Source organism: Psychrobacter sp. 78a-MNA-CIBAN-0178, from assembly GCF_040309625.1.
GTDB lineage: Bacteria > Pseudomonadota > Gammaproteobacteria > Pseudomonadales > Moraxellaceae > Psychrobacter > Psychrobacter okhotskensis.
Genome location: NZ_JBEOOZ010000022.1, coordinates 1 through 25,790, shown reverse-complemented (window position 1 = coordinate 25,790; position 25,790 = coordinate 1). Strand labels below are relative to the sequence as shown.

The window sequence follows — 25,790 nt, the reverse complement described above, 5'->3', positions numbered from 1 at the left end:
GCCGCGTAAATTTAACTGTTTATTAACTTAACAACTATCAAATTAAACAGTCGTTAAATTAAATATAGGGATTTGGTAGGTTTAAACCTGCCAAAATCTCAATCTCAAAACTTTCCATCTCATCTTGCTCGGTCTGTCCGAGCTCATGATCAAACCCTAATAAGTGCAGCATACCGTGTATCAATAGGTGACTAATATGCTGCGCGACGGTTTTGTTTTGCTCGGCGGCCTCACGTACCATGACTTCATGACAAATAATTAGCTCACCCAGCGGCAGCGTTGGCATCAGCTCAATAATGTTGGCTGGCATCTCACTGGGGTAGGACAGAATATTGGTCGCATAATTTTTGCCACGCGCTTCCAGATTTAACTCGCGTCCCTCCGCCTCATCCGTAATATATATATCGAGTGCTTTTGGCTTCTGTTGCCATTGCTCATGACTGATATCTGCAAAATAAGGCAGCGTCATGCCAGTGTTAATACGTTTATCGATATAATTTAAAGTCGCCATTATGACTGACAACAGACTATCTTCACTATAAAAGCGCTCAATCAAATCATCATTAATACTGTCAATAGCGCTGACATTGAGCTCAGCACTGGTGAGATTGTTTGCATCTGTTTCATTCATATTATTATCATTAGATTGGTTCATTTTTCTATCCTATTAACAAATAGCACGGCCTAATAAAAAACCGAACTACTGTCTTTAGTAATCCGGTTTTGATTAGTTTGAAGCTAAACGTTTTAAAGCTAAACGTTTCATGATAGCTACAATTCAACAGCTATAGCTTTTCACCTATAGTTTAGCCGCCGCGTTACTTATCGCTTGTCTGCGCTCTTGCTCAGCTAAGCGTTCTTGTTTGCGTTTTTCTTCTAGTATCAACTGCTCATTATCAAACACATCATAAGCTTCAACGATTTGTTGCACCAACTGATGGCGGACCACGTCTTTTGAATCAAACTTAGTGATATGAATCTCTTCGATACCGCTTAGGATTTCGAGCGCCTGCGTCAGTCCTGATTTGGTACCGCGAGGCAAATCGACCTGAGTAATGTCACCCGTGATGACTGCACGTGAGCCAAAACCTAAGCGTGTCAAAAACATTTTCATTTGCTCAGGCGTGGTGTTCTGCGCTTCATCCAAAATGACAAACGAATTGTTCAAAGTACGACCACGCATATAGGCCAGCGGGGCAACTTCAATAATTTGCTTCTCAATCATTTTGCCGACTTTTTCAAAGCCAAGCATCTCGTACAACGCATCGTATAAAGGGCGTAAGTAGGGATCGATTTTTTGTGACAAGTCACCGGGTAAAAAGCCTAGCTTTTCGCCTGCTTCTACCGCAGGGCGCACTAATAAAATACGCTCAATCTCATTACGCTCTATCATATCGACGGCACAAGCGACTGCCAAATAAGTCTTACCGGTACCGGCAGGCCCAATCCCGAACGACACATCAGACGATAAAATATCTCTCACATAACGCTGCTGATTGCCACCGCGCGGAATGATTTTACCTTTGCGCGTGCGCAAGCTGATCGGGGTAAACTCACTAGCAGTAGCTAAGTCGTCCTTATTCTCCTCAGCAGCTGCTTGCTCATCTTCCTCATTGTCTTGATCGCGCGAGATGCTTGACTGGATAATGAGGTGCAGCTCTTCTGCGCTAATATCTTTTGAATTTTGAGCTTCATCGACCATTTTATAAATGATACGTTCGCCGCGCTCAACGCCAGTGATATCGCCACTCAAACAAAAATCGCCTTGGCGTTGGCTAATTTTGATATCGAGGCGTTCTTGGATATATTTCATATGGTTATTGTATTCACCAAGCACGGTTTTTAGCTGTGCTGGAGTCAATGATTCGAACTTTATACGGCGGCTCATGGAGTCAGTCAATCGATTATCCTTATATTGGTAGCCCGATGCTATTGCTATTATTGATAGAAGCAGGGGCATAATAGATAAAATAGTCAGTAATGCTTTATTGCTTTTAGAGAGTAGCGACAACAATGACGGTAAAATTATTGTGGGGTTTGTGGATGATAATAAGTGAATGGCCTGCCTTCATTATGGTAGATAGATTTTAAAATTCAAGCAATAGATGGCGTGAAAGGCCTTGTTTTTGTATGACGATTGCAACCGCTGCGCCAAGATTTTACAAGCGCTGATGCTTAAACTATATAACTTTGTGTCTCAAGCACACTATCACTGCTGTTTTAGATATTTCAATAGTTTTTGTACACGCTGTCTATACCGTCGAGAGCACAGAATAGTAGACAATTTGTGGTAATCTATCAGCCATATCATCACAATTTAATTAGTTATAGTGGTGAAAAATAATATCAGCCATACCGTCGCGTTTTTAGGATATTTTGACTATATCTAAATAGCTAACTTAACAGAGAAATTCACGTCTTAATAGAACGATGACGTTTTCACATAGAACAATATAACGTCTACGATAATAACGTTCTTGAAGGTTCATCAATAACTCGTTTTTGCTAATGATGGATAGCCAGCCAGCATGCTAAAGAGATCACATAAGGAATAATAATGACACAACAGAAAGGTTCAAATTTATCGAATGCTACAAACCAGTCTAAAAATACAAAGGCAATGACTGAGCAGCAAGTCCTTATCGCCGGCGGTGGTCATGTAGGCTTGTCTTTTGCGCTGTTACTCGCACATCATGGTATTGGTAGCACCTTGCTTGAGAAGATGAGCTATCCAACCATTAGTCCCAGTGATGATGCTAAGCGCCGCCATTATTTGGATAGCCGTAATACTGCTTTATCGCGGCGCACGGTACAGATCTATCAAGAGATTGGCCTTTGGGACGAGCTGCAAAGTCACGCTTGCCGTATTGATGCGGTGCAAATTAGCGAGCAGGGCAGCTTTGGGCGCGCGCAATTAAACAAAGCGGAAGAGCGGGTCGAGTCATTCGGCCAAGTAATGGAAAATGCGTGGCTCGGACGCAAGCTGTTATTAGCTGCGCAACAAGAACCGCTGATCACTTTGATTGATAATGCCAATGTCACGGCAGTTGCGCAGCAAGACGATATGGTGACGATGAGCTTTAGCCGTCATGGTGAAAAGGACGATGAGCAGCAATTGCAGGGCAGCGTGTTGGTCGCTTGTGATGGTCGTGACTCTACCGTACGTCAGCTATTGAATATCGGCACGACAACTTATGATTATCAGCAAACTGCTATCGTCGGCGTGGTAGAGACTGACAAGCCACATGAGCATGTGGCGATTGAGCGTTTTAGCCCAGCAGGGCCACTGGCGGTATTGCCATTGACCGATCCAGAAGGTGATGGTAATGATGACTATCAAAAAGGCTATAGACGCTCGGTGGTTTGGGTTTGTCCAACGGGTGAGGAAACGCAGTATCTAGATAACGATGCGCATTTTTTAGCGACTTTGCAGCAGGCTTTTGGCGCGCGCGCTGGCACCTTTATAGCGGCTGGTCGTCGCGGCGCTTATCCTTTAACGCGAGTGCTCGCTGACAAACAAGTCGAGGGTCGCTGCGTCATCATGGGTAATGCAGCGCACACCTTGCATCCAGTCGCTGGACAAGGCTTTAATCTGTGTATGCGTGACGCTCATGTACTGGCGCAAATGATGAGTAGGCAAGTGTTAAAGGGCGCAGATATCGGCGATACGCAACTGTTAAAACGCTATGAGAAGGCACGTCAAACCGATCAAAAACGCGTGATTCGCTTTTGTGATGCCGTCGTACATGGCTTTACGCATCCAAATCCAGCGGTGAAGCTGGCACGTAACGTGGCTTTGGTTGCCTTTGATAAACTGCCAAATATTAAGCCGCTAATCGCTAACTATGCGATGGGTTTGAAGTCGTAGTTTGTCATAGCACGAGTACGTTATATCAATTGTCTATACCAATGTTCTATACGATGGCACTTAAATGTAGGAATAACTTATGAAAAATAATCATACGCTGATTATCGGTAGCGGTATTGTTGGGGCGACATTGGCGTTAAAACTGGCGCAAGCAAAAATGCCCGTGACGTTGATTGATGCACGTCCTGCGCGTGATGAGTCGGATTGGCAAGAAGTATTGAAGCAACGCGACGCTCGCGTTTATGCACTGAGCGTGGCCAGTATTAACTTGCTGAGCGATGTCGGCGCGTGGCAAAAGATTGCTGCCTCTGAGCGTAAAGCGGACTACTCACAAATGCAGGTATGGCAACTCAACGGTATGGGCGAGCTGTTATTTGGCGATAGCAGCGACAATCATCCTAACAGTACGCTGCCGCAAATGCTTGGCAGCATGGTTGAGCCCGCCATCATTGAACATGCGTTATGGCAGCGTTTATCTGAAGATGATGTCAGTGACTATTTAACCGTCATCGCTGGACATAAAGTTATCAATATGGATTGGCTAGGTGCAGAGCAAGGTTATCGTGTCACCGTTGATGATGGTACTGTGATTGACGCTCAATTATTAGTGGGCGCGGATGGCCGCGGTTCATTTGTGCGTCAGCAAGCCGCTATCGAACTAGATACTTTAGACTATAAGCAAACGGCGATTTGCTGCGCTATTCAAACTGAAAAACCTCACCAAGCTACTGCGCGTCAAGCGATGCTGCCCACAGGTACGCTGGCACTATTGCCGTTAGCGGATATCACTGATGCAGATAAAGCCAAGCCGCAACACTGGCAGTCGATCGTGTGGACGTTGCCGCGCAATCAAGCATTGGCGTTGATAGAGGAGGACGCGCGCGTCATTGCTGATAAATTGGCTGCTGCCAGTAACTATGAGCTTGGTGCTATCACTCAGATTGAATCAATCGCGAGTTTTCCATTGACTGCGCAACAAGCGAAAAGTTATGTCGCAGATAATTTGGTCTTAATCGGTGATGCGGCACATGGCGTGCATCCGCTGGCAGGTCAAGGGTTGAATCTGGGCATGCTCGATGTGCAGACGTTAAGCGAGCAATTGTCACACGACTTTGCCCGTAGCGGTGGAACCAGTTGGGGCAGCAATCAAACGTTGCGTAGCTACGAGTGTTTGCGCCGTCCGCATAACAGTCTAATGATGCATAGCTTTTCCGCGCTTAATTGGCTATTTGCAGGGTCGCTTGCACAGATGCGTCCTATTCAACAAATCCGCAGCGAAGGTATGTATCGAGTTGGTAAGATTAAGCCATTGATGAGACTGTTTGCTAAGCAGGCGAGCGGGGTTTAGCGTTTTATTGAAGTTATTAACTACACTAAGGATGACGTATGAAGACTCAGTCATGGATGACGATAGCCGTGGTAATAGCTAGTTTTACTTTAACTTCCTGCCAATCCGTACCCAAAAAAACCATAATCGATGAAAAGGCAGACAACACACCTAAAGTCCTGATAGAGCCACTTGCAGATACAGACAATGATGGCGTGCCCGATGAGCTAGATCAGTGTCCAAACACTCCTAAAGGGGTAGTGGTAGATGAGTATGGCTGTCCAGTAGCGGTGAGCTTGATCGATTATCTTACGATGGAGCTACGAGTTTTCTTTGAGCAAAATAGTAATGAGTTGCAAACGAAGTACTTACCAGAAGTAGAAAAAGTAACGGAAAAAATGCATAGTGATCCTGAGCTGGTGGTAGTCTTATCTGGTCACATCTCGGAGCCTGAAGCTGCGCAAAAATCAGTAGATATAGACGGAAAAACGAATCAAGTAAAAGCTGATAAACGTCTATTAGGACGTGAGCGGGCACAGGTAATAAAAACTGCTTTGATTAACAGAAATATAGCTGCTGATAAAATTTATACGTTTGATTGCGCTGATAGTATGCCGATTGCACCTAACGATAATGAGGAAGGCGCTTCAATGAACCAGCGTATTTATGGCAAAGCGTTAAAGGCAGATGATTTTTATACGGGCAGTGGTAATGAGCACTCACTCACGTACTATAAAGAATTTTGTCAGCAATTTTAAAGGTAGAAGACATGACCATGCTATTAAGAAGTACGCTTGTTGTTTTAATCAGCGTCTTAACGCTATCCGCATGTCAAACCGCCGATTTGTCTAAGCAAACAAGTCAAACCATCAACATGCCAACGGTTGTCGTTAATTTGGATAGTGACAGTGATGGCGTTCCTGATGAGCTAGATCAGTGTCCAAATACGACAGAGAACGTGGCAGTGGACGAGAGAGGTTGTCCTGAGGTTATAAGTCTTATTGGTATGCCTCCAATGATGGAGTATCGTGCTTTTTTTACCAAGGATAGCAGTGAGCTATTGCCACCGTATCATGATGAGCTTGATAGAGTAGCAGCACAGATGAATAACTATGAGACGGCTACTATAAGAATTGAAGCTCATGTCTCAGAGGACGAGGTCAATGAAGCTTCTACCTCAACTTTGCAATCAAACTCACTGGCTAAGAATAGAGCGCTCGTTGTTAAAAATTACCTAATTTTAAATCACAAAATTGAGTCTAGTCGTCTGACTACTCTCGATTGCGGTATTAGAGGTCCTATTGCGCCTTCTGATACCGAGGAGGGCAGATCTATGAATCGTAGAGTTTATAGCTTAGTAAGCGATTCAAAAAACCACAAAGCTGATCATTATCAAAATGACCTAGGCTCAAACAGATGTATCGAGTTTTAAAGGTAAAATACAATGATAATTAAACCAAGAAATACGTTTTTAGTTTTGGTAAGTGCTTCATTATTAACAGGCTGTCAAACCGCCGATCTGTCTAATCAAGCAACTCAAATTATTGATATACCAGTTGTTGAAGCTATTTTAGATAGCGATGGCGATGGTGTCCCTGATCATATAGATCAATGTCCAAATACAAAAATGAAAGGTAACGTAGTAGTGGATGACAGGGGCTGTCACCTCATTATGGGACCTGATATGAATTTAAAGATGGAGTATCGCGCCTTTTTTGCCAAAGGTAGTAGCGAGCTACTACCAAAATATCAAACTGAACTGGATAAAGTTGGTGAAATAATGAATATGCATAATACGGCTACTATGCGTATTGAAGGCAGTATTTCAGAAAATGAAATAGATGATGGTGATCCGATAGCTAAATCAAATACGCCAGCCAAAAATAGAGCGCTGATGGTTAAAAACTATCTTTTATTAAAACACGGCATAGAGCCTAGTCGTTTAACGACTTTAAACTGTGAGGCTAGAGCACCTATCGCACCCAATGATACGGAAGAGGGTAGATCTATGAATCGCCGTGTTTATAGCGTTGTTACCAAACCTGAAGAACAAGAAGGCAATGACTATCCTAGCAATTTAAAAGCAGGCATCTGCATTGAATTTTAAAGAGAGTTTTTATTGATAAATAGCTGTCAGCTCAACATAAACAAAAAATTGTTTTTGAAGGTATTCAGAGAGGGTAAAAATAGGAATGAAAAACTGTAGCACTTTATTGCTGCTAGTAACATCTATAGCGTTAGCTGGCTGCCAAACCACTCCAACTGCGCCGTCTAAGGATATATCTCAACATGAAAATATCAAAACGATGCAGTCAGATATCGACTCAGATGGCGACGGATATTCTGATGATATAGACCTGTGCCCAGGTACTCCAATGAACATAGTAACAGATGAAAGGGGTTGTCCCTTTACTGGCATGGGGATAGGTCTAAAAATGGAATATCGTGCCTTTTTTGCCAAAGGTAGTAGTGAGCTATCGCCAGAGTATCAGCTTGAGCTTGATAAAGTAGCAGCAAAGCTGCAAGAGTACTATACGGCAACGATGCGTATTGAAGGGCACGCCACCACAGATGAAATATCCGCTACAGACTTGCGACCAGATTCTCTATCAATGAATAGGGCGCTTATGGTTAAAAACTATCTGATAATGCAGCATCAAATTGATCCTAATCGTTTAAGTGCCTTTGGTTTTGGTGCTGAACAGCCTATTGCATCCTCTGATACTGAAGAAGGTAAGTCTATGAATCGTCGAGTTTATGGGGTAGCTACTGCAGATTTTGATACCGAAGAGGAGATGTCTATGCACCGCCGAGTTACTAGTATAACTATGGAGCCTGAAGATTAATTATTTAATGGTCAATCAGCAGATTTTGATTTAAAACAACTATACCAAGGCAAATCCTATGCTCATCCCGAAGTACTGGGCGCAACACAAACAGCGCTTTGAATCGCTAGAAACGTCTAGTAACCCTTCCAAGCAAGCCACTATGAAACGTTACGGTTGGTCAGATATCAGCCAAATGGAAGCGCTATCCCATGCTAAATCACGAGTAGATGACGCCCATCATCGCTGGCTGGCAGGTGAAGATATTGTGCGTCGTGAACGCAGGGAAGAGTATAACGAAGGCAATAGCATTCCTATTCGTGAGCAAATTGTCTCCAAGCATTCTTTTCCAGAGAATGAATCATCTAATAATAGTGCAGCAGTAACGAAGCTCATCGTCACGCGCAACAGCTATGGCGCACAAGTCGCCAACGTTGATAACATCGCTATTATTGATGTTGATAATGACGATTTATTGCGTCATATCTATCCTGATGATTATACCCATCATGGCTTTATGCCTGCCTTTCTCGTTAATCAAAGTAATCCCACCAGCAAAATTAAAATTTGGTTTTTTGTTATTGCCTTTATACTCATCGCCAGTGTCATCGCTTGGCTAGGATTGTCATGGTTATGGCTGTTAGTCGTTATGTTTGGTGTGACTGCTTATTTGTGGCAACAAGCCAGTGCCAGAGACAAGACCCGCACGCAAAAATATGCCGATGACGCCGCCTCGTTACTGCCTTATATGACAGATTTAATCATAAATCGCGTCGCCAATTATCCCAACGAGTCCTTTCGTTTATATCAGACGCCTGCAGGTTTTCGTATTATCGCCACACACGATACCATTTCGCCAAGTGATAAATTAGTCGAAGAATGGTTTGAGTATTTCCATGCGGATGCCAATTATGTGCGGCTGAGTCAGGTGCAGCAGTGTTTTCGAGCGCGGTTGACTGCCAAGCCGTGGCGTATGACTGAGGTTGAAAATAATAAGTTGGCTAAAGATATCCCTGCTAAGGACTTTTGGTTTGGCTCTGATAATACCGATGTGGAGAATAGCATTGAGCAACGTCAAGACGCGTTAAAGGCGCGTAAACAGTGGATTGTTGACTATGATCGTTTTGCCCAAGGCTATCGAGCGTGCCATTATGTTGAAAGTATGGCTGGTAAAGAAGTTGCTAATAACAGCAAAGTACAAGCCAGTATTGATGATTTTGTACAATGGCATGACCGTGCTTGTCAGGTGAATAAAGCGCTGCCGATGGCTTAATTCAGATTTTACTTTACTTTTACCTGACAGGTAAATGAGTTTTGGATCATCTCACGGAAGTATTGTTTTCAAGGAAGAATCATAATGAAACGCTATCGTATTTTATTATTAACCACATTTATAACGCTAGCTGGTTGCCAAACGACTGAAATTATACCGCCCAAAACTATACCGCAATATGAAAGCATCAGGACGATGCAAGCGGATATTCTTGATTCAGATGGTGATGGCGTTCCTGATGACATGGACCAATGTCCTGCTACGCCGTGGAATGTAGTCATCGATGAAAGAGGTTGTCCGCATTCCTTACTTTTTGGTGAAAATGAATTTATGATGGAAGCTAGAGCGTATTATGATGAAAATAGCAGTGAGATAAAAAATGAGTATTATGAACAGCTAGATAACGCAGGCAAAAAAATGCAAGATCATTTGGACGCTGTTATGCATATCGAAGGGCACATATCCAAAAGTGAAGACAATAGTGCCAATCAAACACTATCAAGATACCGTGTGGAAGGAATTAAAAATTATATGACCATGACATATAACATTGATCCTGATCGCATCAAGACCGTTTACTATGGATCAGAACGTCCAATTGCGCCAAATGATATCGAAAGCAGTTGGCTCAACCAGCGTATTTATGCGCTTATTAGCAATGTTGATTAATATATTGAGCGTTTTAAAAAACGTGAAAATGATGACAAATTAAGTGGTAAATTACTCTGGATAAAGAGAGTGTAATAATGACCATGAAAACCCATAGCACGTTGTTGTTACTAGCAGCATCTATAATATCAGCTGGCTGCCAAACGACCGAAGTCGTACCGACCAAAACTACACCTCAATATGAAAACATCAGGACAATGCAAGCAGATAGCGATTTAGATGACGATGGTGTGCTTGATGCCATAGATGAATGCCCTGAAACGCCACCTAACGTAGTGGTTGATGCTAAAGGATGTGAAATAATAATTGAGGGCGGTGATGCACTCGAAATGGAGTTTAGGGGATTTTTTCTACCTATAAGCAATCAACTACCTGCTATTTATGATACAGAGTTTATAAAAATAGCAGAAAAAATCAACGAGTATCCAGAAGTCAGTGTTTTTATTTTTGGTCATGCAGCTACCAATGAAATTGATAAAGATGCTTTAGCGAGGCTTGGTTTCGATTCTTTATCACGCAATCGCGCTCTTATTATTAAGAACACTTTAGTATTTCAATATAATATCGATGCTAAGCGTATCCGTACTTATGAGTGTTCAAATAAACTATTGGTTAGAGAGACAGATTATATAAACCCTAGTTTTAAAGCACTTAATCTAAAAGGTCTTGAGGCAAAACAGCGCCGCGCCACTTTAATGGCAAGTAGTACCATCCATGATTTGATGAGTCTTGAATATAAATCTGATATGCAAAGATATGGTGGATACGCCAAGCACTGTGAGTTATTTGAATAACGGTGCAAGTGATGGTTAATGACTGTCAATCATCAAGTTTCAACCTTACCCCAACGCCGAAAATACTACCATCAGCACGGGCGAGACAATATTAATAATAAAGCCAAAACTAATCGCCAATGGCACAACTTTTAGACCACCTGATTGCTGAATAATAGGCAGTGTAAAATCCAAACTGGTCGCGCCGCCAAGCCCGACCGCTGCTGATGGATATTTGCGCATAAAGACGGGAATAAATAATAGCGCAAAGAACTCACGTACCAAGTCATTAAATAGCGCGACACTGCCCCAAACCGCGCCATAAGCATCGGTCATGACGATTGCTGATAGCGAATACCAACCAAATCCTGACGCCAATGCCATTCCCTTCGTCCAAGAGACATCGCTAAACATCAGCGCAAAGAATAAACCACCAACCAATACCGAGAGCGTAAAGATAACGCTCATTTCCACCCCGCGTTTATTAAGCAGCACTTCTTTTAAAGTAATACCCGAGCCCTTTAAGCCAATACCGACTAGCAAAATTAATATCATTAACATCACCGTCATCGTATTTTCGGGTGGCATATAATTTTCTGGCAGGAAGTATCCAATCACCATACCAATCACCACACAAATCACTTGTGCTAAGCTGCCACGGATGCTGACACGGTGCTCTTTAGATTTTACGCTGGGTTTTTTGGCATGCCACGGGCGCAAATGATCGAATAACATCAAGGCAAATAAGCCCGACCCAATCGTCAATATTGATAATATGGTCACATACAGGGCAATCTCGCCTATCTGACTGCCAAGCCCTTCCACTTGCGACAGCTCAATCCCAATCAGCGCTAAGATAATAAATACCAAATAAGACAAGCCTTTATCAGCAAGCTTGGTCATTTTGGGATTGGAGGGGATGGCAAAGCCAATAAACATTGGCATTAATACCAAAACAAGGGTAACTAGGCTTTGCATGATGATGTGCTCACAGCTTTCGAAGGCATTTTTAGGAAGCTGGAGATTGTATCATATCAAGCTATTAATACTGACATGAGCGACTAAGATTCCTTGTAAAAGCTGACTGTTTAACGACTAAATATTGGGCGTTAAAGTAAGCAACTGAATCACGAAGCCGTAAGTTAGGGTTTTATTCATGATAATTTGACTACTAACAACGTTTACGTATTTACCTAACCAACTTTTGTTGCTACATTAAAGAACTGAATATATTTGGTTCGCCTTATGTCGCTCTATCAGCTCAAGTCTCAATTTCAAGATCAATTGCGTCCCATTAGCGATGCATTGGTTGAGCAAAAGGTTACCGCTAACCAAGTGACCGTATCAGCCATCTTATTGAGCCTTGGTACGGCGTATGTCATTGCTAAACCTGCGCAAAATCAGCCTAGACTCTGGTTGCTGTTGCCTTCATCATTGTTTGTACGCATGGCGCTCAATGCTATCGATGGCATGATGGCACGCGAGCACGGGCAAGCGTCAAGGATTGGTGCAGTGCTTAATGAAGTGGGCGATATCGTGGCTGATACGGCGCTTATCGCAAGTCTTGCCCCGCATGTTGCTAATGATAATGCGCAAGCGTCGACAGTCAATTTACCAAACCGTATATCAATCCATCAGCCACATATTGTCGGTCTAATCGTGCTTAGTATTGGCACTGAATTGCTAGCGATACTCAGTAATAAAAGCTTAGGCGTTCGGGCGAATCAAGGGCCTTTGGGCAAAAGTGATCGTGCTTTTGTGCTCGGTGTGCTTGGCACTGTTATGGCAATTAAAGTACCGCCCGCGTTATCTCATATGAGAGTAGGGCAATTATTTATAGTCACAGAGGCGCTGCTACTAAAAACCTGTCTCAATCGACTGCGTTATATGGCAGACTTATACTTGATGCGTAAACCACCTGTGCTACGCTCAAACCGTTTAGACAGTCTTGAGTCAATACCAGAATCATCGTATCAATCTATTTTGTCTATCGATTGCCAAGCGATTATTGATCAACCTGATACGCTATCTCCCAATACCTTTTCATCAAATTTTCCTTTATTAAATGCCCATCTATCAAACTCTGCTGCTAAAACGTCCCTTTTGGAGTCCCAGACAATGCCTGCTATTTCTAAAAATCCCCAGTCTACCAATGCCAAAGCTGCCCCAAACAAGGTTAGCGATGACCTTCATCTATCATCGTCTGAAGTTGTTAGCGGTGAAAGTTGCTACAATGCGTATGATGGCACGGCAATCTATTATCGCTATTGGTTGACGATGCCTTTAGAGAATGTCAAACAAGCCGGTCAGCAACACACACAACAGCGCCAAGTCATTCTATTACATCGTGGTCACGAGCATTCGGGACGCTTAGCAGAACTTGGGGAACAATTTGCAAAAGCTGGCTATCAAGTATTTGCTTGGGATGCGCGTGGTAATGGGCGCTCGGGTGGTATCAAAGACCATGCCGAAAGCGTCACCGAGCTTGAGCGCGATTTAGACGGTTTTGTACAATTGGTTATTGGGCAAACAGGCATTGCTATTACCGATACGTTAATCGTCGCCAGCAGTATCGGCGCGGTACTCGCCGCAGCATGGGTACATGATTATGCGCCAAATATTCGCGGGATGATATTGGGTACGCCAGCGTTGAGTATTCGCTTGTACATGCCATTTGCCATACCATCGCTAAAGGTGGCTCGCGCGCTTGGACTGATGTCACGCGTGAGCAGCTACGTCAAGGCGCAAGTCTTAACGCATGATAAAGACGCGCAGCAAGCTTACAATGCCGATCCGCTCATCTCCAATAGTATCTCGACCGACTTGCTCATCGATACCCATGCAACGGGTCAACGCTTGCTCGATGATGCGGGTGCTATCACCGTGCCAACCTTTATATTATGTGCGGGTAAGGATTACGTGGTCGATAAACAGGCAGAGCGCGATTTTTATGAGGCCATCAATACCACTGATAAACGCTGGCAATTATATCCAGATAGCTACCATGCGATCTTTCATGAGACCAATAAGGCAGACGTCTTCGCGGATTGTATCGATTTCGCTGAGCAGGTATTCAGTACCGATGTTAAAGCGCCTGATTTAAGCGCGGCTCATCTTAATAGTGCCAGTAAAGATAAGGTTGATCGTTTGGCGATTAAACCCTTTAACCCAAGCTTTGCCATCACTCGATTTGCCATGCAAAAATTTGGTCATGTTAGCGACGCGATTGCCACAGGACTTGAGCATGGATTTGATTCTGGTCATTCGCTTGATCACGTTTATTATAATCAGCCGAGCGGTCAGAATAAATTTGGTCAGGCGGTCGATAAATTTTACTTAAGCAATATTGGTTGGCAAGGGATTCGTATCCGCCGCGAGCATATATTAGAGCTGGCACGTGAAGCTTTAGCAGATATTAAGTCTGGCAAGCAAAACCAAGCTAATCACAACAGCACTGAGTCATTCCAGCCAAAACTACTCGATATCGCTAGTGGGCATGGCTTTTATGCCTTTGACTTATTGACAGAGTTTGAAAGCTTATATGCTGAGCTACGCGATTATGAGCAGCATAATATCCAAGCCTTACAGAAAAAGGCGGAACAGTTAGAGATTGCTGATCGTGTCCTTACTTGTCAAAAAGATGCGTTTGACCCTGCCAGTTATTCTAATATGCAGAAGGGAAGTAACAATGCTAAAGGTCTTGATGATAAAAAATTCGATATCGCTATTGCTTCTGGGGTTTTTGAATTATTTTCTGATAATACGCTCCCTGCCACTGCATTGGCGGGTATTTATGACCGTTTAAAATCGGGTGGTTATTTACTTTATACCAATCAGCCGTGGCATCCTGAGCAGGAATTTATCAGCAAAACCCTAAACAATCATCGTGGTAGCAGTTGGGTGATGCGCTGTCGCTCACAAGCGGAAATGGATCAATTGGTTGAGAATGCTGGTTTTAAAAAAGTCGCCATGCGTATCGACCGTTTTGGTATCTTTACCGTGTCGCTAGCGATTAAAACAGCACCAAATGCTGCTCAGTGATACATGGATGATAGATGAGTGATAAAAGTGCCAAGCCTTATGAGCGCGTCCAGCTGTTTTCAGGGGGCGGCTCCCGTTTTGGCTATTATTTAGGCAGTTATGCAGCATTGGTTGCCCATGATTTGACGCCAGATATCATCGTCGGCACTTGCGGTGGTAGTCTGTCGGCTTATTCGGTCAATCTAGCGCCTGACCCCAAGGATTTGCAGGAGCTCATGTGCAGTCGTGAATTATATCGAGTCATTACTGCAATCAGACATGTCGCGCCAGATGAAGCCAATAAACGTTCGAAAATACGTTATATGACGCAGGCACTAAAACGCTGGCGCTTGTCACGGCAAGTTTCTAACCGCCAAAAACAGCAGCAAGCAGATAGCTACGAGCGACTATTAGATGAGTTGCAGCAGTTAGCGATGTTTCGGATAGATAACGAGGGACAATGGCTCGATGAATTGTCTCGTTTTTCGCCCCAGCAGAATAATAATTCGTTTAATACCGCCGCACCAGAGATAGCCATTATTGCCAGCCGACTACATAAAAATTCCAGTCAAACATCTAATCAGATGCCTACTGCTGATAATTTTGTTCACGATGAGTTTAAGTTGCAAGAGTTGTTATTTGCACCACCGCGTTTGGCAGCATCAGAATACTTTGATCGAATGCTTAATTCACCTGCGCATACGTTTGCCGATAGGCGTATTCATCAATCAGTAAATGTCGTAAAGCAGTGGGCGTTTAATTCAGCGGTTCGTGCTTCTATGGCAGATATGTATTATCTACCACCGACGCTTATAGACAATTTAGGTTGGTGCTTAGGCGGGGTGATTAATTTGACACCTATTGAGCTAGCATGTCAGCTAGGGCAGACGGTATTTGCAGAGACCAAGGCAGGTTATGATTCATGGCTGGCAGCACCAGCGATTCAGCGCGTTTTTGGTTTTGATCCTAATAAGCGTTTGGCACAGGTGCATGGTTATCAGCCAATGGAAACGTCATCACTTGTGGAGTCAGAAAGAAATAGCCGTCAATTGCATTGGTTACCCTTTGCAGATAATGGCCAACAGTTGGCAGGACAGCATGTACAAAAGCGTTTTAATATCAGGCAAATGACCGTTGAACTCATTCACAGTGATTATGATGGCTTTGTACAGCAAATGCAGGCGCAGTGGCAGTATGGCTATCAGCGTACGGTCAACTATATACAACAGCATGGGCTATGAACTCGCAAATGAAAGACCTTACACAATCTACTTCAACTCATCAGCCATCGCATATCATCGTCTTTGGTGGTACGAGCGGACTTGGCTTGGCATTGGCGCTGCATCATCAGGCGCTTGGCTGGCAGGTGAGTGTCGTTGGCCATAGTATGGAGAAAATAACCCATATCAAAAAGCAACACTCTAATATCAATACTCATTGTTGTGATTTAACGGATAGCGTGCAAACACAAAGTTTGTTAGAGAGCTTGTCAGATGTTAGTTTTCAAAGAGTGATTTATAGTGCGGGCAGTTACACCAATGAGCGCGTCCATCATCTTAGTCAAGTGGACAGCGATCAAATGCTAGCGATTAATTTGCAAGCGTTTGAGCAGGTTTTTAGATGGGCAAGTGAGCAGTTAAAGCGCCAAAGCTATCCATCAGATTTCAACGAAAACAACAGACGAAGCCTGATTTGTATCGCCTCTATCGCCGGTATTATGGATTATCCTTATACCAGTCTTTATGCCAAAAGCAAACGCGCGATGATTGCGATTGCTAGCGCTTATCGAGCGGCACTTTCGCCTTATCATATTCAAGTCAACTGCATCGCCTCGGGCTATATCGATACCCAAGCCTTACGCGATTTAAATAACGGTGATGCCAGCCATAAGCCCTTTATAATGACGACAAAAACAGCAATTGACCATATCATGCAAGCGATTGATAACGATATTGAGCTCGCCATATTTCCACGCTCCATGCGCTATATTACTCGGGCGCTCAATCATTTCCCTAAGCCTGTGCTTAACTGGATATTGCGTAGTAAATTGGATAAACCTAGTTGATATACTAAATAAAAGAAAGACAACTATTATAACGTGCTACTGGTATCCATTTTTCTTGCTTGCTGTGCCTACGCCGACAGAGGCTGCGAATAATTCATCCCAGTAGCACTATATTCATTTAAAAGTGGATCGACTGTAACCGCTTACCCAAGCAGCCAATAAAACAAGGTAAATAGCGGCACACCAATGAGCAAGCTATCCACTCTATCTAATACGCCGCCATGTCCGGCAAGCATCGTACCCGTATCTTTTACCCCATGCTGACGTTTAAAGGCGGATTCTAATAAGTCTCCAGCGATACCACTGACCGCTAAGCCATAAGCGGCTAATGAGCATACCAACCAACTAAACGGCGTGAGCCAAATGCCTAATAGCGTTGCCAATACTGCCGCGAGCATACTACCGAAAAGAGCGCCCTCGATACTTTTATTTGGGCTAATGGTTGGGGCAAGACCGCGCTTAAACAGCTTGCGACCAAGCAATTGTCCACATAAATACTGGGCAATATCATTAAATTGACTGGAGAATAATACAAAAAATAAAACGCCATACTGCTCGCGTTGCCAGATTAATTGTTGTAAGGCAATGAGACTGACAATCAGTGCGATAAAAGCAAAACTAAAGACTAGGTCTAACAGATTTAAACGTGTGTAAGCTTGAGTAGAATGGTTAGGAGTTTTGCTAAAAGGCTGAGTATTTGCTTGTAAACCGCGCGCTTGGAGCTTGTTAATCAGCACAGCTTTGTTGCGCAGACACCATAAGCGTTTGATCTCATAACAGCCACGCAGGCCAATTAAGACGAAAAAGGCGATGAGTAACCACTGGTATGGGTAGGTAGGAGGCTGTGAGGGCTGGCTATTATCAGTTATCTTAGCGATAACATAACAAGCGCAAAGCGCTGCTAGCATCAGCCACCACGAGCGGGCAATCAGATAAATTTTCGGTAAGCGCTGACGCAAGCGAGGTAGGGCAAGCATTGCCCACGTCAAACTGACGACCATCATAAGTCCGATCACAAACTGTAAATCAGTAGCCATATTTTTAGCACTTTGAGGTCAATAAAGAACGGCAATTTACCGTTTTGTCATGATTAGAGTGGCAACCTTTAATTGCTGTTAGACGTTAGCAACTGTATGTGCTGATCCAACCTCTGTGTCATCGATTATAGGCTGAACCAACCAATCAATGCCACCCTCTTTGTCACCTGTTTTTTCATCATCTATCAGCTTCGATAATGGCGCAATCACACTGGTCCGAGGTGTAGATGCCAAATGTGGATAATCTTGACGATAGTGGCCACCGCGACTCTCATAACGCTGATAAGCTGACTGAATAACCAATGTGGCTAATTGTAATTGTCGTGCTAATTGAAAGTATCTCAGGTTGGCAAGGGTAGGTGTATCGCTCTTACTCTCACTACTGATGTTGGTTGAATGAGACTTGAGGTATCTAAGCTGATGTCGCCAACTTTCTATCTGTATTAAGGCTTGTTCTAATTGCCCAGCCCTGCGAGTAATGCCCATATTATTGGTCATCAATATCTTTAGCTGTGCGGTTATTTCGCTAATGTCAGCCTCTATATTGGCATTGCCATTAACATTAACATTGTCATTGTCATTAGCCTTGGTTTCATATGAAGGAGATACAGGTAAATTAGACAGTGGTAGTATGACGGGCTGAGCGTCTTTAAGCGTTGGTGGTGTCCAAATAGTAGTCCCTGATAAATTTAAGTGATCATAAATGGCAACGGTATCTAGATTTTCTAATGCTTTCAAATAGTGCGGCAAGTCAGCAGCGATATTGCGCCCAACCACCACGCATTCCAAAAGTGAATTACTCGCCAAGCGATTCGCACCATGCAGACCAGTATAGGCAACTTCGCCTGCAGCATATAAACCTATCACATCGGTCAAACCATTGGCACAGGTTATCACACCGCCACAACTGTAATGAGCGGTAGGGGCAACGGGGATAGGTTGTTTCGTGATATCGATGCCAAGCTCTAATAGTGTTTGATAAATCTGTGGAAAGTGCTCTCGTAAAAATTGTTCTGGTAAATGGCTGACATCCAGATGCACGTAGCCAAGACCATTATTACTGATCTGCTCAGCGATGGCGCGCGCGACGATATCGCGCGGTGCCAATTCCGCTCGCTCGTCAATCTCTAACATAAAGCGCTTGCCAGTTTGCGGACAAGTCAGCCGTCCACCTTCACCGCGTAGTGCTTCGGATATTAGAAAGCTACTGTCATCTAATGCCAAACCGGTCGGATGAAATTGGATAAACTCTAAATTTGCTAAGCGGCAGCCTGCTTGCCATGCCATCATAACCCCGTCGCCGACACAGACATTTGGCGCGCTGGCACGTTTAAACAGTTGCCCCAAGCCACCACTGGCTAAGACAACGGCACGACTGTGAAACGTAAGCTGTCGTTGATGAGTATGATCAAAAACAAGCGCCCCTTGGCATTGCTTATTTGGATTGGCGCTATTCGTTAAAAGGCTGAGCGCCTCATGAAACGGTAAAACATTAATGTTGCTTGCCGCTTTTACCTTTATTGTTAAAGCTTCCATAATGTGTCGACCAGTCGCGTCATCCGCATGTGCGACCCGCCTACAACCATGTCCGCCTTCTTTGGTTAAATGTAAGTCGGCAGTTTGTAATTCAGTCTGTAGTTCGGTGACAGGTTTTGCATTATCTGCTTGCGGTATCTGGGTAAAAGGAACCCCTTGCTCGCACAGCCATTGCACTGCTTGTTGTCCGGCACTTAAAATGCTACTGGTATTGTCAGCTTCGCATAGGCCTGCGCCAGCGATTAGAGTATCAGCGATATGGTCAGCGACAGAGTCCTCTTTATCCAAGCTTGCTGCGATACCCCCTTGGGCATAATGACTGGAGCAAACCTCCAAGCTGGCTTTGCTGAGTACGGTAATATTCAGTGATTTTGGTAATGCTAGAGCCGTGCTTAAGCCTGCTAATCCCGCACCAATAATAAGCACATCCGTTTGTACCATAGCAGCAGGGCTATTAGCACCTAATAATTCCGCTGTAAATACCGCGCTCATATTAGGCAGCCCCGACATTGGCGAACAGCTCGCGGTCTTTGACAATATCGCCGCTCGCTGCCACACGTTGCTTTTGCGCTTCGGCAAAATCAAGCATACGTTGCAAGGACTTTTTAGCCGCGACTGCCAGCTCAGGCGTCATTAATACCTCACCGCTATGATGCGTTAAGCACTGCTCAATACCTTTTAGGCCATTCATTGCCATCCATGGGCAAAATGCACAGCTTTTACAGCTGGCGCTTTCACCAGCCGTCGGTGCGGCTAAGAAGCGTTTGTTTGGCGAGCGCTTTTGCATTTCATGCAAGATGCCCAAGTCGGTGGCGACGATAAAGGTATCGGCATCCATCTCATAAGTTGATTGCAATAATTTGCTAGTAGAGCCGACCACATCGGCCAGTGCTACGACGCTATCAGGTGATTCAGGGTGTACCAATACTTTGGCATCTGGATGATCCTCTTTTAATTGCAGCAGCTCGGTCGCTTTAAACTCGTTATGTACGAGGCACGAACCTTGCCAGAGCAGCATATCTGCGCCCGTCTCTTTAGCAATATATTTACCCAAATGGCGATCGGGGCCCCAAATAATTTTTTCACCATTCGCATGCAAATGACGAATGATGTCGATGCCAACCGATGACGTAACTACCCAATCGGCACGGGCTTTCACAGCAGCACTGGTATTGGCATAAACCACGACGGTACGCTCAGGGTGAGCATCACAAAAGGCCGAGAACTCATCAGCAGGGCAGCCCAAATCGAGCGAGCACTCGGCTTCCAAGTCTGGCATCAGTACGGTCTTCTCCATACTTAAAATTTTGGCCGACTCACCCATAAAGCGGACGCCTGCGACCACTAGGGTTTGCGCACTATGCGCTTGTCCAAAGCGCGCCATCTCGAGTGAATCACCCACGCAACCGCCAGTTGCTAATGCCAAATCCTGAATAAAGGGATCGACGTAGTAATGGGCAACCAATACCGCATTATGTTCTTTCAATAATTGCTTGATATTTTCTTCAACCGCAAGCCGTTCAGCACATGGTAAGTCTGCTGGCATTTTAGCTTTGGCATATTCAATATTCATTTGAGTGGCAATGCGAGTGTCATTGCTCATGATGGGCGCGTCGTAAGGATAAGTTTTCATAAATGCAAACCTTTTAGGCAGTAACGACAAGCAATATGTCGCGAAAAACAAGTCAATTAGAGACAGCTGGCGAATCAGGTGTTTTAATTATGCTCATTTTGAGCATAAATACAAGTGTTTTTTATAACTTGATTTCAAAATAATATTTATTTTTACAGAATTTCCTAGGGCGTGTCCTCATTTTAAAAATGGTGATAAAAATGAGGTGAATTGTAGTCAAACAAGGAAAATAGTGCAGACAATATCGAGATATTACCTAGCTATTTGACGATGTTTGGCAAGATTTAACCATTTTTAGCTCATTTAGATTGCTATCGGTTGAATTGAGGACACGCCCTAATGATTGTTGGTATCCAACTCTTTCAACCCCTTATAATTACAACCGCAGGCTATGATAGTTTTAGATTCACGTTATACTGAGCACTATTGTCAGAGTTGCATATGACGAGCTCATCATTCCATTCATATAATCAAAGGATCGTTGCTAAAGTCATGACGTTGTCTTATTCACATGCACATCAACAGGGAAGTGGTACCACTGAGGTGGTCGCGGTGTTAGTTGCGATTACCGACCACAGCGCCCGGGTCTTAACAGTGGATCAAGGCAAACTCTTGCCCAATGGCCCTTTGATGCCGTTGCATCGCTCCTTGCAAGCAGGTGTACGGCAATGGGTGGAAGAGCAAACGCAGCAGCCGCTTGGTTATCTAGAGCAGTTATATACCTTTGTCGATACCAATAGACGCAATGTTGATGGTCATGCACTGGTGTATGTGAGCTATCTGGGTCTGGTGCAAGAGACACAAATGCAAGCACGCCAAAGTCAGGCGCTATGGCGAGATTGGTATGATTATTTTCCATGGGAAAATCACTTGGATGGGACGCCTAGCATCATTCTGGATTACATCGTGCCGGCGTTATTGGACTGGGCAAACGCTGGGTCTGATGAGGTCATTCAGCAGCGTCGCCGTCAGCGTATTGGCTTATGCTGGGGCTTAACGGCAGCATCTATCGCTGACGATACAGATATTGAGAATGCCAGCGCAGCAAGTCATGACAAGGCTTATGAGAGTAGAGAGTGGGTCGCTGAGCATGTACTGCTACGCTATGAGATGCTGTACGAAGCAGGACTGATACCTGAAGCACCGACATATCCACCCAGTTATCAGCTCAATTATCAACTTAATGAGCAAACCTCTCAGCAGCTTGCTTCTTATCAATCTACTTCTCATCAACCTAAGCTGCCTACCGATTGGTCGCAGCTGATTGGCGTGCCCATGTATTATGATCATCGCCGCGTGATTGCGACGGCCATCTCTAGATTGCGCGCAAAGATTGAATACCGACCGCTTATCTTTGGCTTAATGCCAGACGTTTTTACCTTGTCACAATTACAACAAAGCGTTGAAGCCTTATCAGGGGTGCGCCTGCACAAGCAAAACTTCCGCCGTCTGCTCGATGCGCAAAACCTTGTCATGGAAACCGGTCAGAGTAGTAGCGCTCAGCGCGGTCGCCCTGCCAAGCTTTACCGTTTCCGTCATGATATCGAGCTACAAAGCTTGTTAATGGACAGTAAATTACCCAAACGAAACAAATAGTCGCCACCTTATTCCTGCGATATTCTTGCCGCATGCTATTTCTATAAACTTTAAGCACAGGTACAAAGAGCTATAAAATGCTTACCTTTGCTTGCGAGCTTGCTCACTTTGCGCTATATTTATGCTCATTTTGAGTTTAAATCATTAAAATTTATATAAGGGTTAAAGATGACAGTTGCACGAGAGCCAGCGTTGGATGAAGTATTGCTTAAACCCTTGGTTGAGGCTGCCCTAACCGAAGACTTGGGTCGACGCGGAGATGTCACATCACAAGCCACCATTCCCGCCGATATGCAGGCGCAGCTCCAGATTAAAGCGCGGCAAGCCGGCGTGATATGTGGTATGGACTTGGCGCGTTTATCGTTTGCCTTGGTTGATGCACAGATAGCGTTCATCGCTCAAGTTACCGATGGTGAGAGAGTTGAAGCAGATACGGTATTGGCTATCGTGCGTGGTAATGCGCGTCATCTATTGACGGCAGAGCGTACTGCATTGAACTTTATGACCCATCTGAGTGGCATTGCGACGGCAACACGGCAGATTGTTGACAGTGTAGCAGAGTATCCGGCGCAAATTACTTGTACGCGCAAGACCATTCCTGGCCTGCGTATCCTCCAAAAGTACGCGGTACGCTGCGGCGGTGGTCGCAATCATCGCTTGGGCTTAGATGACGCCATTTTAATTAAAGACAATCATATTGCTATCGCTGGTGATATCAAGACCGCTATTCAACAAGCGCAAAATTTCGCTGGCCATTTGATTCCCATTGAAGTAGAGGTGGATACGCTAGAGCAATTAGCGCAAGCACTAGACGCTGGTGTGAGTTTGGTGCTATTAGACAATATGTCCCCTGAGATATTGTCGCAGGCGGTGGCCATGTGTAAAGGTCGTGCCAGAACAGAAGCCTCTGGCGGCATCACCCCTGAAACGGTGCAAGCAGCCGCAAAAACGGGCGTTGATTTTATTGCTATGGGCTATTTAACGCATAGCACTACTGCGCTAGATATTGGTCTGGATTTTAGCGCGTAGTTTTCAATACGCCTGTCTTAACACGACTTGTTTAACCATTAGTCTTCATCAGATTATCCACCCACCAAATGACTGCTGAGCGATCGGGGGTCAGCCACTATTTTCGCTGATATACTGGTGTCAGAAAGGTAAGCAAAGTTAATGATTTAATTAGCTTATCTGCCTATGCTACAATGCCACTGCTAACCGCCTATTGGGTCATCGTTGCACTCGCACGATGGCCTTATCTTTTTGCCCAAGTTTTATCGATAGACAAGCGAGCGCTCAGTGAATACTGAAATCATCAAAATTATCTTAGCTTTTGTGGTGTTGATCAATCCGTTTAGCGCCTTGACGTTATTTTTGGACTTGACTCGTGGTTATTCAATGAATAATCGCCGCAAAGTGGCACGCGTTGCTTGCTTGACTATTTTTATTACCATCAGCTTTTTTACGATAGCAGGTGAAACGCTACTAAAAGCTTTGGGTATCTCTATCGGCTCGTTCCAGCTGGCGGGTGGTATATTGGTATTTTTGATTGCCTTGAATATGATGAATGGCGACGGGAATCCCGTTAAGCCGGACCAAGAAAACTTCGATGTCGATCATGTACAAGACTCGCCACCGACGATGGCTGCTGCAGTAGTGCCATTGGCGATCCCTATGATGATTGGACCGGGTGGTATCTCCACAGTTATTATTTATTCTTCACAAGTTTCTGGTATTTTGCGGGTATCAGCGGTATTAATCGCCGGCTTATTAATCAGTCTCTTTTGTTATTTGGCATTGATGGCAGCAGGTCGTATCAGCCGTCTATTGGGTGATACTGGGCTTAATATTATGAGCCGAATCATGGGGATGCTACTGGCTGCGGTCTCTATCGAAATTATTGTCAGTGGACTGCGCACCTTATTTCCCGATTTAGTCTAATTACTTATTTTTTCGACATCTCATTTCCAACATTCCAACTATCATTCTCAGGCCATTTAGGCTCTTGCGTTCAGATTGAGCACACGCTCTAGGCTGTGTAACACATATACAGTCTATCTTCGCTTAGCAAACCCCTCCAACAGTATTAATCCAGATAAACCGATATTTACTGAACACCTTAATGTTACAAGACTAAACTTTGAATAGAGTCTATCTTTTATAGTCAAAATATCTTAAAAAAGCGATGGTATTGCTGATATCAATGTTTTGTAGTCTTTGTCTGCGCAGGCACAGCAAGCAACAAAAGTGGATATCAGTAGTACGTGCTGGTTCGATATCACTTTTTACTCACTATAAATGGTAGTTGTGTCTTCAATAATCATTATTAATTACCAAAAGTACTGTCAAAAACGCCATTAATGAAAATATGTTATAATAGATATACATTATTTTTATGGGAGTTAATCTTGAGTAACAAAAGAATTGCTATTTTAGGAGCAGGTCCAAGTGGTTTGGCGCAATTACGAGCCTTTGAAGCGGCTCGTTTAGCTGGTGCGACAGATTTACCTGAGATCATCTGTTATGAAAAGCAAAATGCTATCGGTGGCATGTGGAATTACAGTTGGCGTACTGGATTAGATAGAAACGGTGAACCCGTTCACGGCAGTATGTACCGCTACTTATGGTCGAATGGGCCAAAAGAATGCTTAGAGTTTGCCGATTATTCGTTTGATGAGCATTTTGGTGAAGCGATCCCCTCATACCCACCGCGTGAAGTTTTAAAAGACTACATCATGGGACGCATCGATAAGCAAGACATTCAAAAGTACATCCGTTTTGAATGCCCAGTACGTTGGGTATCATTCGATGATGAGACACAAAAATTCACCGTGACGGTGATGAATCATAAAAGCGGTGAGCAAGAAGTTGAAGAGTTTGATTACGTCGTAGTAGCGACCGGTCACTTCTCAACGCCGAATATGCCTTACTTCGAAGGATTAGAAGCGTTCCCCGGTCGTATCTTGCACGCCCATGACTTCCGCGATGCCTTAGAGTTTAAAGACGAAGATATCTTACTGATTGGCAGCAGTTATTCTGCTGAAGACATTGGCACCCAGTGCTATAAGTATGGCACCAAGTCAGTTACTATCAGCTATAGTCAAAGAACCAATAAACAGTTACACTAAAGTCTATGGCATACTCTAAAGATTACAGACAAATGATACTAGA

At 44.0% G+C, this 25,790-nt stretch carries 22 protein-coding genes; 16 read left to right on the top strand and 6 right to left on the bottom strand.

Features of this window, described 5'->3' with window-relative positions; all coding sequences use genetic code 11:
• Positions 1-58 precede the first annotated feature (58 nt).
• Both ybeY and AAEY80_RS11375 read right to left on the bottom strand, forming a co-directional pair.
• Positions 59-655: an rRNA maturation RNase YbeY gene (ybeY, locus tag AAEY80_RS11380; protein WP_025653111.1), complete on the bottom strand. Its 597-nt coding sequence runs from the start codon at positions 653-655 to the stop codon at positions 59-61.
• Positions 656-799: 144 nt separating this feature from the next.
• Positions 800-1,888, bottom strand: coding sequence for a PhoH family protein (locus tag AAEY80_RS11375; protein WP_037026095.1), 1,089 nt, complete (start codon positions 1,886-1,888; stop codon positions 800-802).
• Positions 1,889-2,557: 669 nt separating this feature from the next.
• On the opposite strand from AAEY80_RS11375, the gene AAEY80_RS11370 reads away from it, so the two are divergent.
• The 9 genes from AAEY80_RS11370 to AAEY80_RS11330 all read left to right on the top strand — a co-directional run bounded on the left by AAEY80_RS11370 (position 2,558) and on the right by AAEY80_RS11330 (position 10,756).
• Positions 2,558-3,868, top strand: a complete 1,311-nt coding sequence (locus AAEY80_RS11370; protein WP_420877192.1) for an FAD-dependent monooxygenase — start codon at positions 2,558-2,560, stop codon at positions 3,866-3,868.
• 79 nt (positions 3,869-3,947) lie between these two features.
• Positions 3,948-5,216, top strand: a complete 1,269-nt coding sequence (locus AAEY80_RS11365; protein ID WP_350588338.1) for an FAD-dependent monooxygenase — start codon at positions 3,948-3,950, stop codon at positions 5,214-5,216.
• 38 nt (positions 5,217-5,254) lie between these two features.
• Positions 5,255-5,953, top strand: coding sequence for an OmpA family protein (locus tag AAEY80_RS11360; protein WP_201566358.1), 699 nt, complete (start codon positions 5,255-5,257; stop codon positions 5,951-5,953).
• An 11-nt stretch (positions 5,954-5,964) separates the two neighbouring features.
• Positions 5,965-6,627 (top strand): OmpA family protein, encoded by a 663-nt coding sequence (locus AAEY80_RS11355; protein WP_350588337.1) that lies wholly within the window; start codon positions 5,965-5,967, stop codon positions 6,625-6,627.
• Between the two features lie 12 nt (positions 6,628-6,639).
• The gene (locus tag AAEY80_RS11350; protein WP_350588336.1) at positions 6,640-7,302 is read left to right on the top strand and encodes an OmpA family protein; all 663 of its coding nucleotides are present in this window, start codon (positions 6,640-6,642) and stop codon (positions 7,300-7,302) included.
• 85 nt (positions 7,303-7,387) lie between these two features.
• Positions 7,388-8,041 carry an OmpA family protein gene (locus AAEY80_RS11345; protein WP_350588335.1) on the top strand — a complete coding sequence of 218 codons (654 nt, stop codon included), beginning with the start codon at positions 7,388-7,390 and terminating at the stop codon, positions 8,039-8,041.
• Positions 8,042-8,099: 58 nt separating this feature from the next.
• Positions 8,100-9,293, top strand: coding sequence for a hypothetical protein (locus tag AAEY80_RS11340; protein WP_350588334.1), 1,194 nt, complete (start codon positions 8,100-8,102; stop codon positions 9,291-9,293).
• Between the two features lie 84 nt (positions 9,294-9,377).
• Entirely contained in the window at positions 9,378-9,962 is a 585-nt protein-coding gene (locus AAEY80_RS11335; protein ID WP_173239406.1) for an OmpA family protein, read from the top strand.
• A 77-nt stretch (positions 9,963-10,039) separates the two neighbouring features.
• Positions 10,040-10,756, top strand: coding sequence for an OmpA family protein (locus tag AAEY80_RS11330; RefSeq protein ID WP_350588333.1), 717 nt, complete (start codon positions 10,040-10,042; stop codon positions 10,754-10,756).
• Positions 10,757-10,801: 45 nt separating this feature from the next.
• On the opposite strand, the gene AAEY80_RS11325 is transcribed toward AAEY80_RS11330, so the two are convergent.
• Positions 10,802-11,713: a LysO family transporter gene (locus AAEY80_RS11325; protein WP_201566363.1), complete on the bottom strand. Its 912-nt coding sequence runs from the start codon at positions 11,711-11,713 to the stop codon at positions 10,802-10,804.
• 267 nt (positions 11,714-11,980) lie between these two features.
• Here AAEY80_RS11325 and AAEY80_RS11320 point away from each other — a divergent pair, with 267 nt between their 5' ends.
• From AAEY80_RS11320 to AAEY80_RS11310, 3 genes are read left to right on the top strand one after another with little or no spacing between them, the layout of a single operon-like run.
• A complete protein-coding gene (locus AAEY80_RS11320) occupies positions 11,981-14,776 on the top strand; it encodes an alpha/beta fold hydrolase (protein WP_350588332.1) in 2,796 nt (931 codons plus the stop codon).
• Positions 14,777-14,790: 14 nt separating this feature from the next.
• A complete protein-coding gene (locus AAEY80_RS11315) occupies positions 14,791-15,996 on the top strand; it encodes a patatin-like phospholipase family protein (RefSeq protein WP_350588331.1) in 1,206 nt (401 codons plus the stop codon).
• Between the two features lie 8 nt (positions 15,997-16,004).
• Positions 16,005-16,820, top strand: a complete 816-nt coding sequence (locus AAEY80_RS11310; RefSeq protein WP_201607445.1) for an SDR family NAD(P)-dependent oxidoreductase — start codon at positions 16,005-16,007, stop codon at positions 16,818-16,820.
• A gap of 143 nt (positions 16,821-16,963) precedes the next feature.
• Here AAEY80_RS11310 and AAEY80_RS11305 read toward each other — a convergent pair whose 3' ends face one another.
• From AAEY80_RS11305 to nadA, 3 genes are all read right to left on the bottom strand, one after another.
• On the bottom strand, positions 16,964-17,857 hold the full coding sequence (locus AAEY80_RS11305) for a phosphatidate cytidylyltransferase (RefSeq protein ID WP_350588330.1): 894 nt from the start codon (positions 17,855-17,857) through the stop codon (positions 16,964-16,966).
• A 78-nt stretch (positions 17,858-17,935) separates the two neighbouring features.
• Positions 17,936-19,885, bottom strand: coding sequence for an L-aspartate oxidase (nadB, locus tag AAEY80_RS11300; protein ID WP_350588329.1), 1,950 nt, complete (start codon positions 19,883-19,885; stop codon positions 17,936-17,938).
• A 1-nt stretch (position 19,886) separates the two neighbouring features.
• Positions 19,887-21,026, bottom strand: coding sequence for a quinolinate synthase NadA (gene nadA, locus AAEY80_RS11295; protein WP_350588328.1), 1,140 nt, complete (start codon positions 21,024-21,026; stop codon positions 19,887-19,889).
• Between the two features lie 492 nt (positions 21,027-21,518).
• Here nadA and AAEY80_RS11290 point away from each other — a divergent pair, with 492 nt between their 5' ends.
• The 4 genes from AAEY80_RS11290 (at position 21,519) to AAEY80_RS11275 (ending at position 25,747) form a co-directional block, all read left to right on the top strand.
• Positions 21,519-22,622, top strand: a complete 1,104-nt coding sequence (locus AAEY80_RS11290; protein ID WP_201555375.1) for an NUDIX hydrolase — start codon at positions 21,519-21,521, stop codon at positions 22,620-22,622.
• A gap of 168 nt (positions 22,623-22,790) precedes the next feature.
• Positions 22,791-23,651: a carboxylating nicotinate-nucleotide diphosphorylase gene (gene nadC / locus AAEY80_RS11285; RefSeq protein ID WP_101211549.1), complete on the top strand. Its 861-nt coding sequence runs from the start codon at positions 22,791-22,793 to the stop codon at positions 23,649-23,651.
• A gap of 267 nt (positions 23,652-23,918) precedes the next feature.
• The gene (locus AAEY80_RS11280; protein WP_025653130.1) at positions 23,919-24,560 is read left to right on the top strand and encodes a MarC family protein; all 642 of its coding nucleotides are present in this window, start codon (positions 23,919-23,921) and stop codon (positions 24,558-24,560) included.
• A gap of 467 nt (positions 24,561-25,027) precedes the next feature.
• Positions 25,028-25,747 (top strand): NAD(P)-binding domain-containing protein, encoded by a 720-nt coding sequence (locus AAEY80_RS11275; protein ID WP_350588327.1) that lies wholly within the window; start codon positions 25,028-25,030, stop codon positions 25,745-25,747.
• The last annotated feature ends 43 nt before the right edge of the window (positions 25,748-25,790 follow it).

Coding starts and splice junctions, on each gene's coding strand:
- ybeY (WP_025653111.1), bottom strand. CDS start 655: ATGAACCAATCTAATGATAATAATATGAATGAAACAGATGCAAACAAT.
- AAEY80_RS11375 (WP_037026095.1), bottom strand. CDS start 1,888: ATGAGCCGCCGTATAAAGTTCGAATCATTGACTCCAGCACAGCTAAAA.
- AAEY80_RS11370 (WP_420877192.1), top strand. CDS start 2,558: ATGACACAACAGAAAGGTTCAAATTTATCGAATGCTACAAACCAGTCT.
- AAEY80_RS11365 (WP_350588338.1), top strand. CDS start 3,948: ATGAAAAATAATCATACGCTGATTATCGGTAGCGGTATTGTTGGGGCG.
- AAEY80_RS11360 (WP_201566358.1), top strand. CDS start 5,255: ATGAAGACTCAGTCATGGATGACGATAGCCGTGGTAATAGCTAGTTTT.
- AAEY80_RS11355 (WP_350588337.1), top strand. CDS start 5,965: ATGACCATGCTATTAAGAAGTACGCTTGTTGTTTTAATCAGCGTCTTA.
- AAEY80_RS11350 (WP_350588336.1), top strand. CDS start 6,640: ATGATAATTAAACCAAGAAATACGTTTTTAGTTTTGGTAAGTGCTTCA.
- AAEY80_RS11345 (WP_350588335.1), top strand. CDS start 7,388: ATGAAAAACTGTAGCACTTTATTGCTGCTAGTAACATCTATAGCGTTA.
- AAEY80_RS11340 (WP_350588334.1), top strand. CDS start 8,100: ATGCTCATCCCGAAGTACTGGGCGCAACACAAACAGCGCTTTGAATCG.
- AAEY80_RS11335 (WP_173239406.1), top strand. CDS start 9,378: ATGAAACGCTATCGTATTTTATTATTAACCACATTTATAACGCTAGCT.
- AAEY80_RS11330 (WP_350588333.1), top strand. CDS start 10,040: ATGACCATGAAAACCCATAGCACGTTGTTGTTACTAGCAGCATCTATA.
- AAEY80_RS11325 (WP_201566363.1), bottom strand. CDS start 11,713: ATGCAAAGCCTAGTTACCCTTGTTTTGGTATTAATGCCAATGTTTATT.
- AAEY80_RS11320 (WP_350588332.1), top strand. CDS start 11,981: ATGTCGCTCTATCAGCTCAAGTCTCAATTTCAAGATCAATTGCGTCCC.
- AAEY80_RS11315 (WP_350588331.1), top strand. CDS start 14,791: ATGAGTGATAAAAGTGCCAAGCCTTATGAGCGCGTCCAGCTGTTTTCA.
- AAEY80_RS11310 (WP_201607445.1), top strand. CDS start 16,005: ATGAAAGACCTTACACAATCTACTTCAACTCATCAGCCATCGCATATC.
- AAEY80_RS11305 (WP_350588330.1), bottom strand. CDS start 17,857: ATGGCTACTGATTTACAGTTTGTGATCGGACTTATGATGGTCGTCAGT.
- nadB (WP_350588329.1), bottom strand. CDS start 19,885: ATGAGCGCGGTATTTACAGCGGAATTATTAGGTGCTAATAGCCCTGCT.
- nadA (WP_350588328.1), bottom strand. CDS start 21,026: ATGAAAACTTATCCTTACGACGCGCCCATCATGAGCAATGACACTCGC.
- AAEY80_RS11290 (WP_201555375.1), top strand. CDS start 21,519: ATGACGTTGTCTTATTCACATGCACATCAACAGGGAAGTGGTACCACT.
- nadC (WP_101211549.1), top strand. CDS start 22,791: ATGACAGTTGCACGAGAGCCAGCGTTGGATGAAGTATTGCTTAAACCC.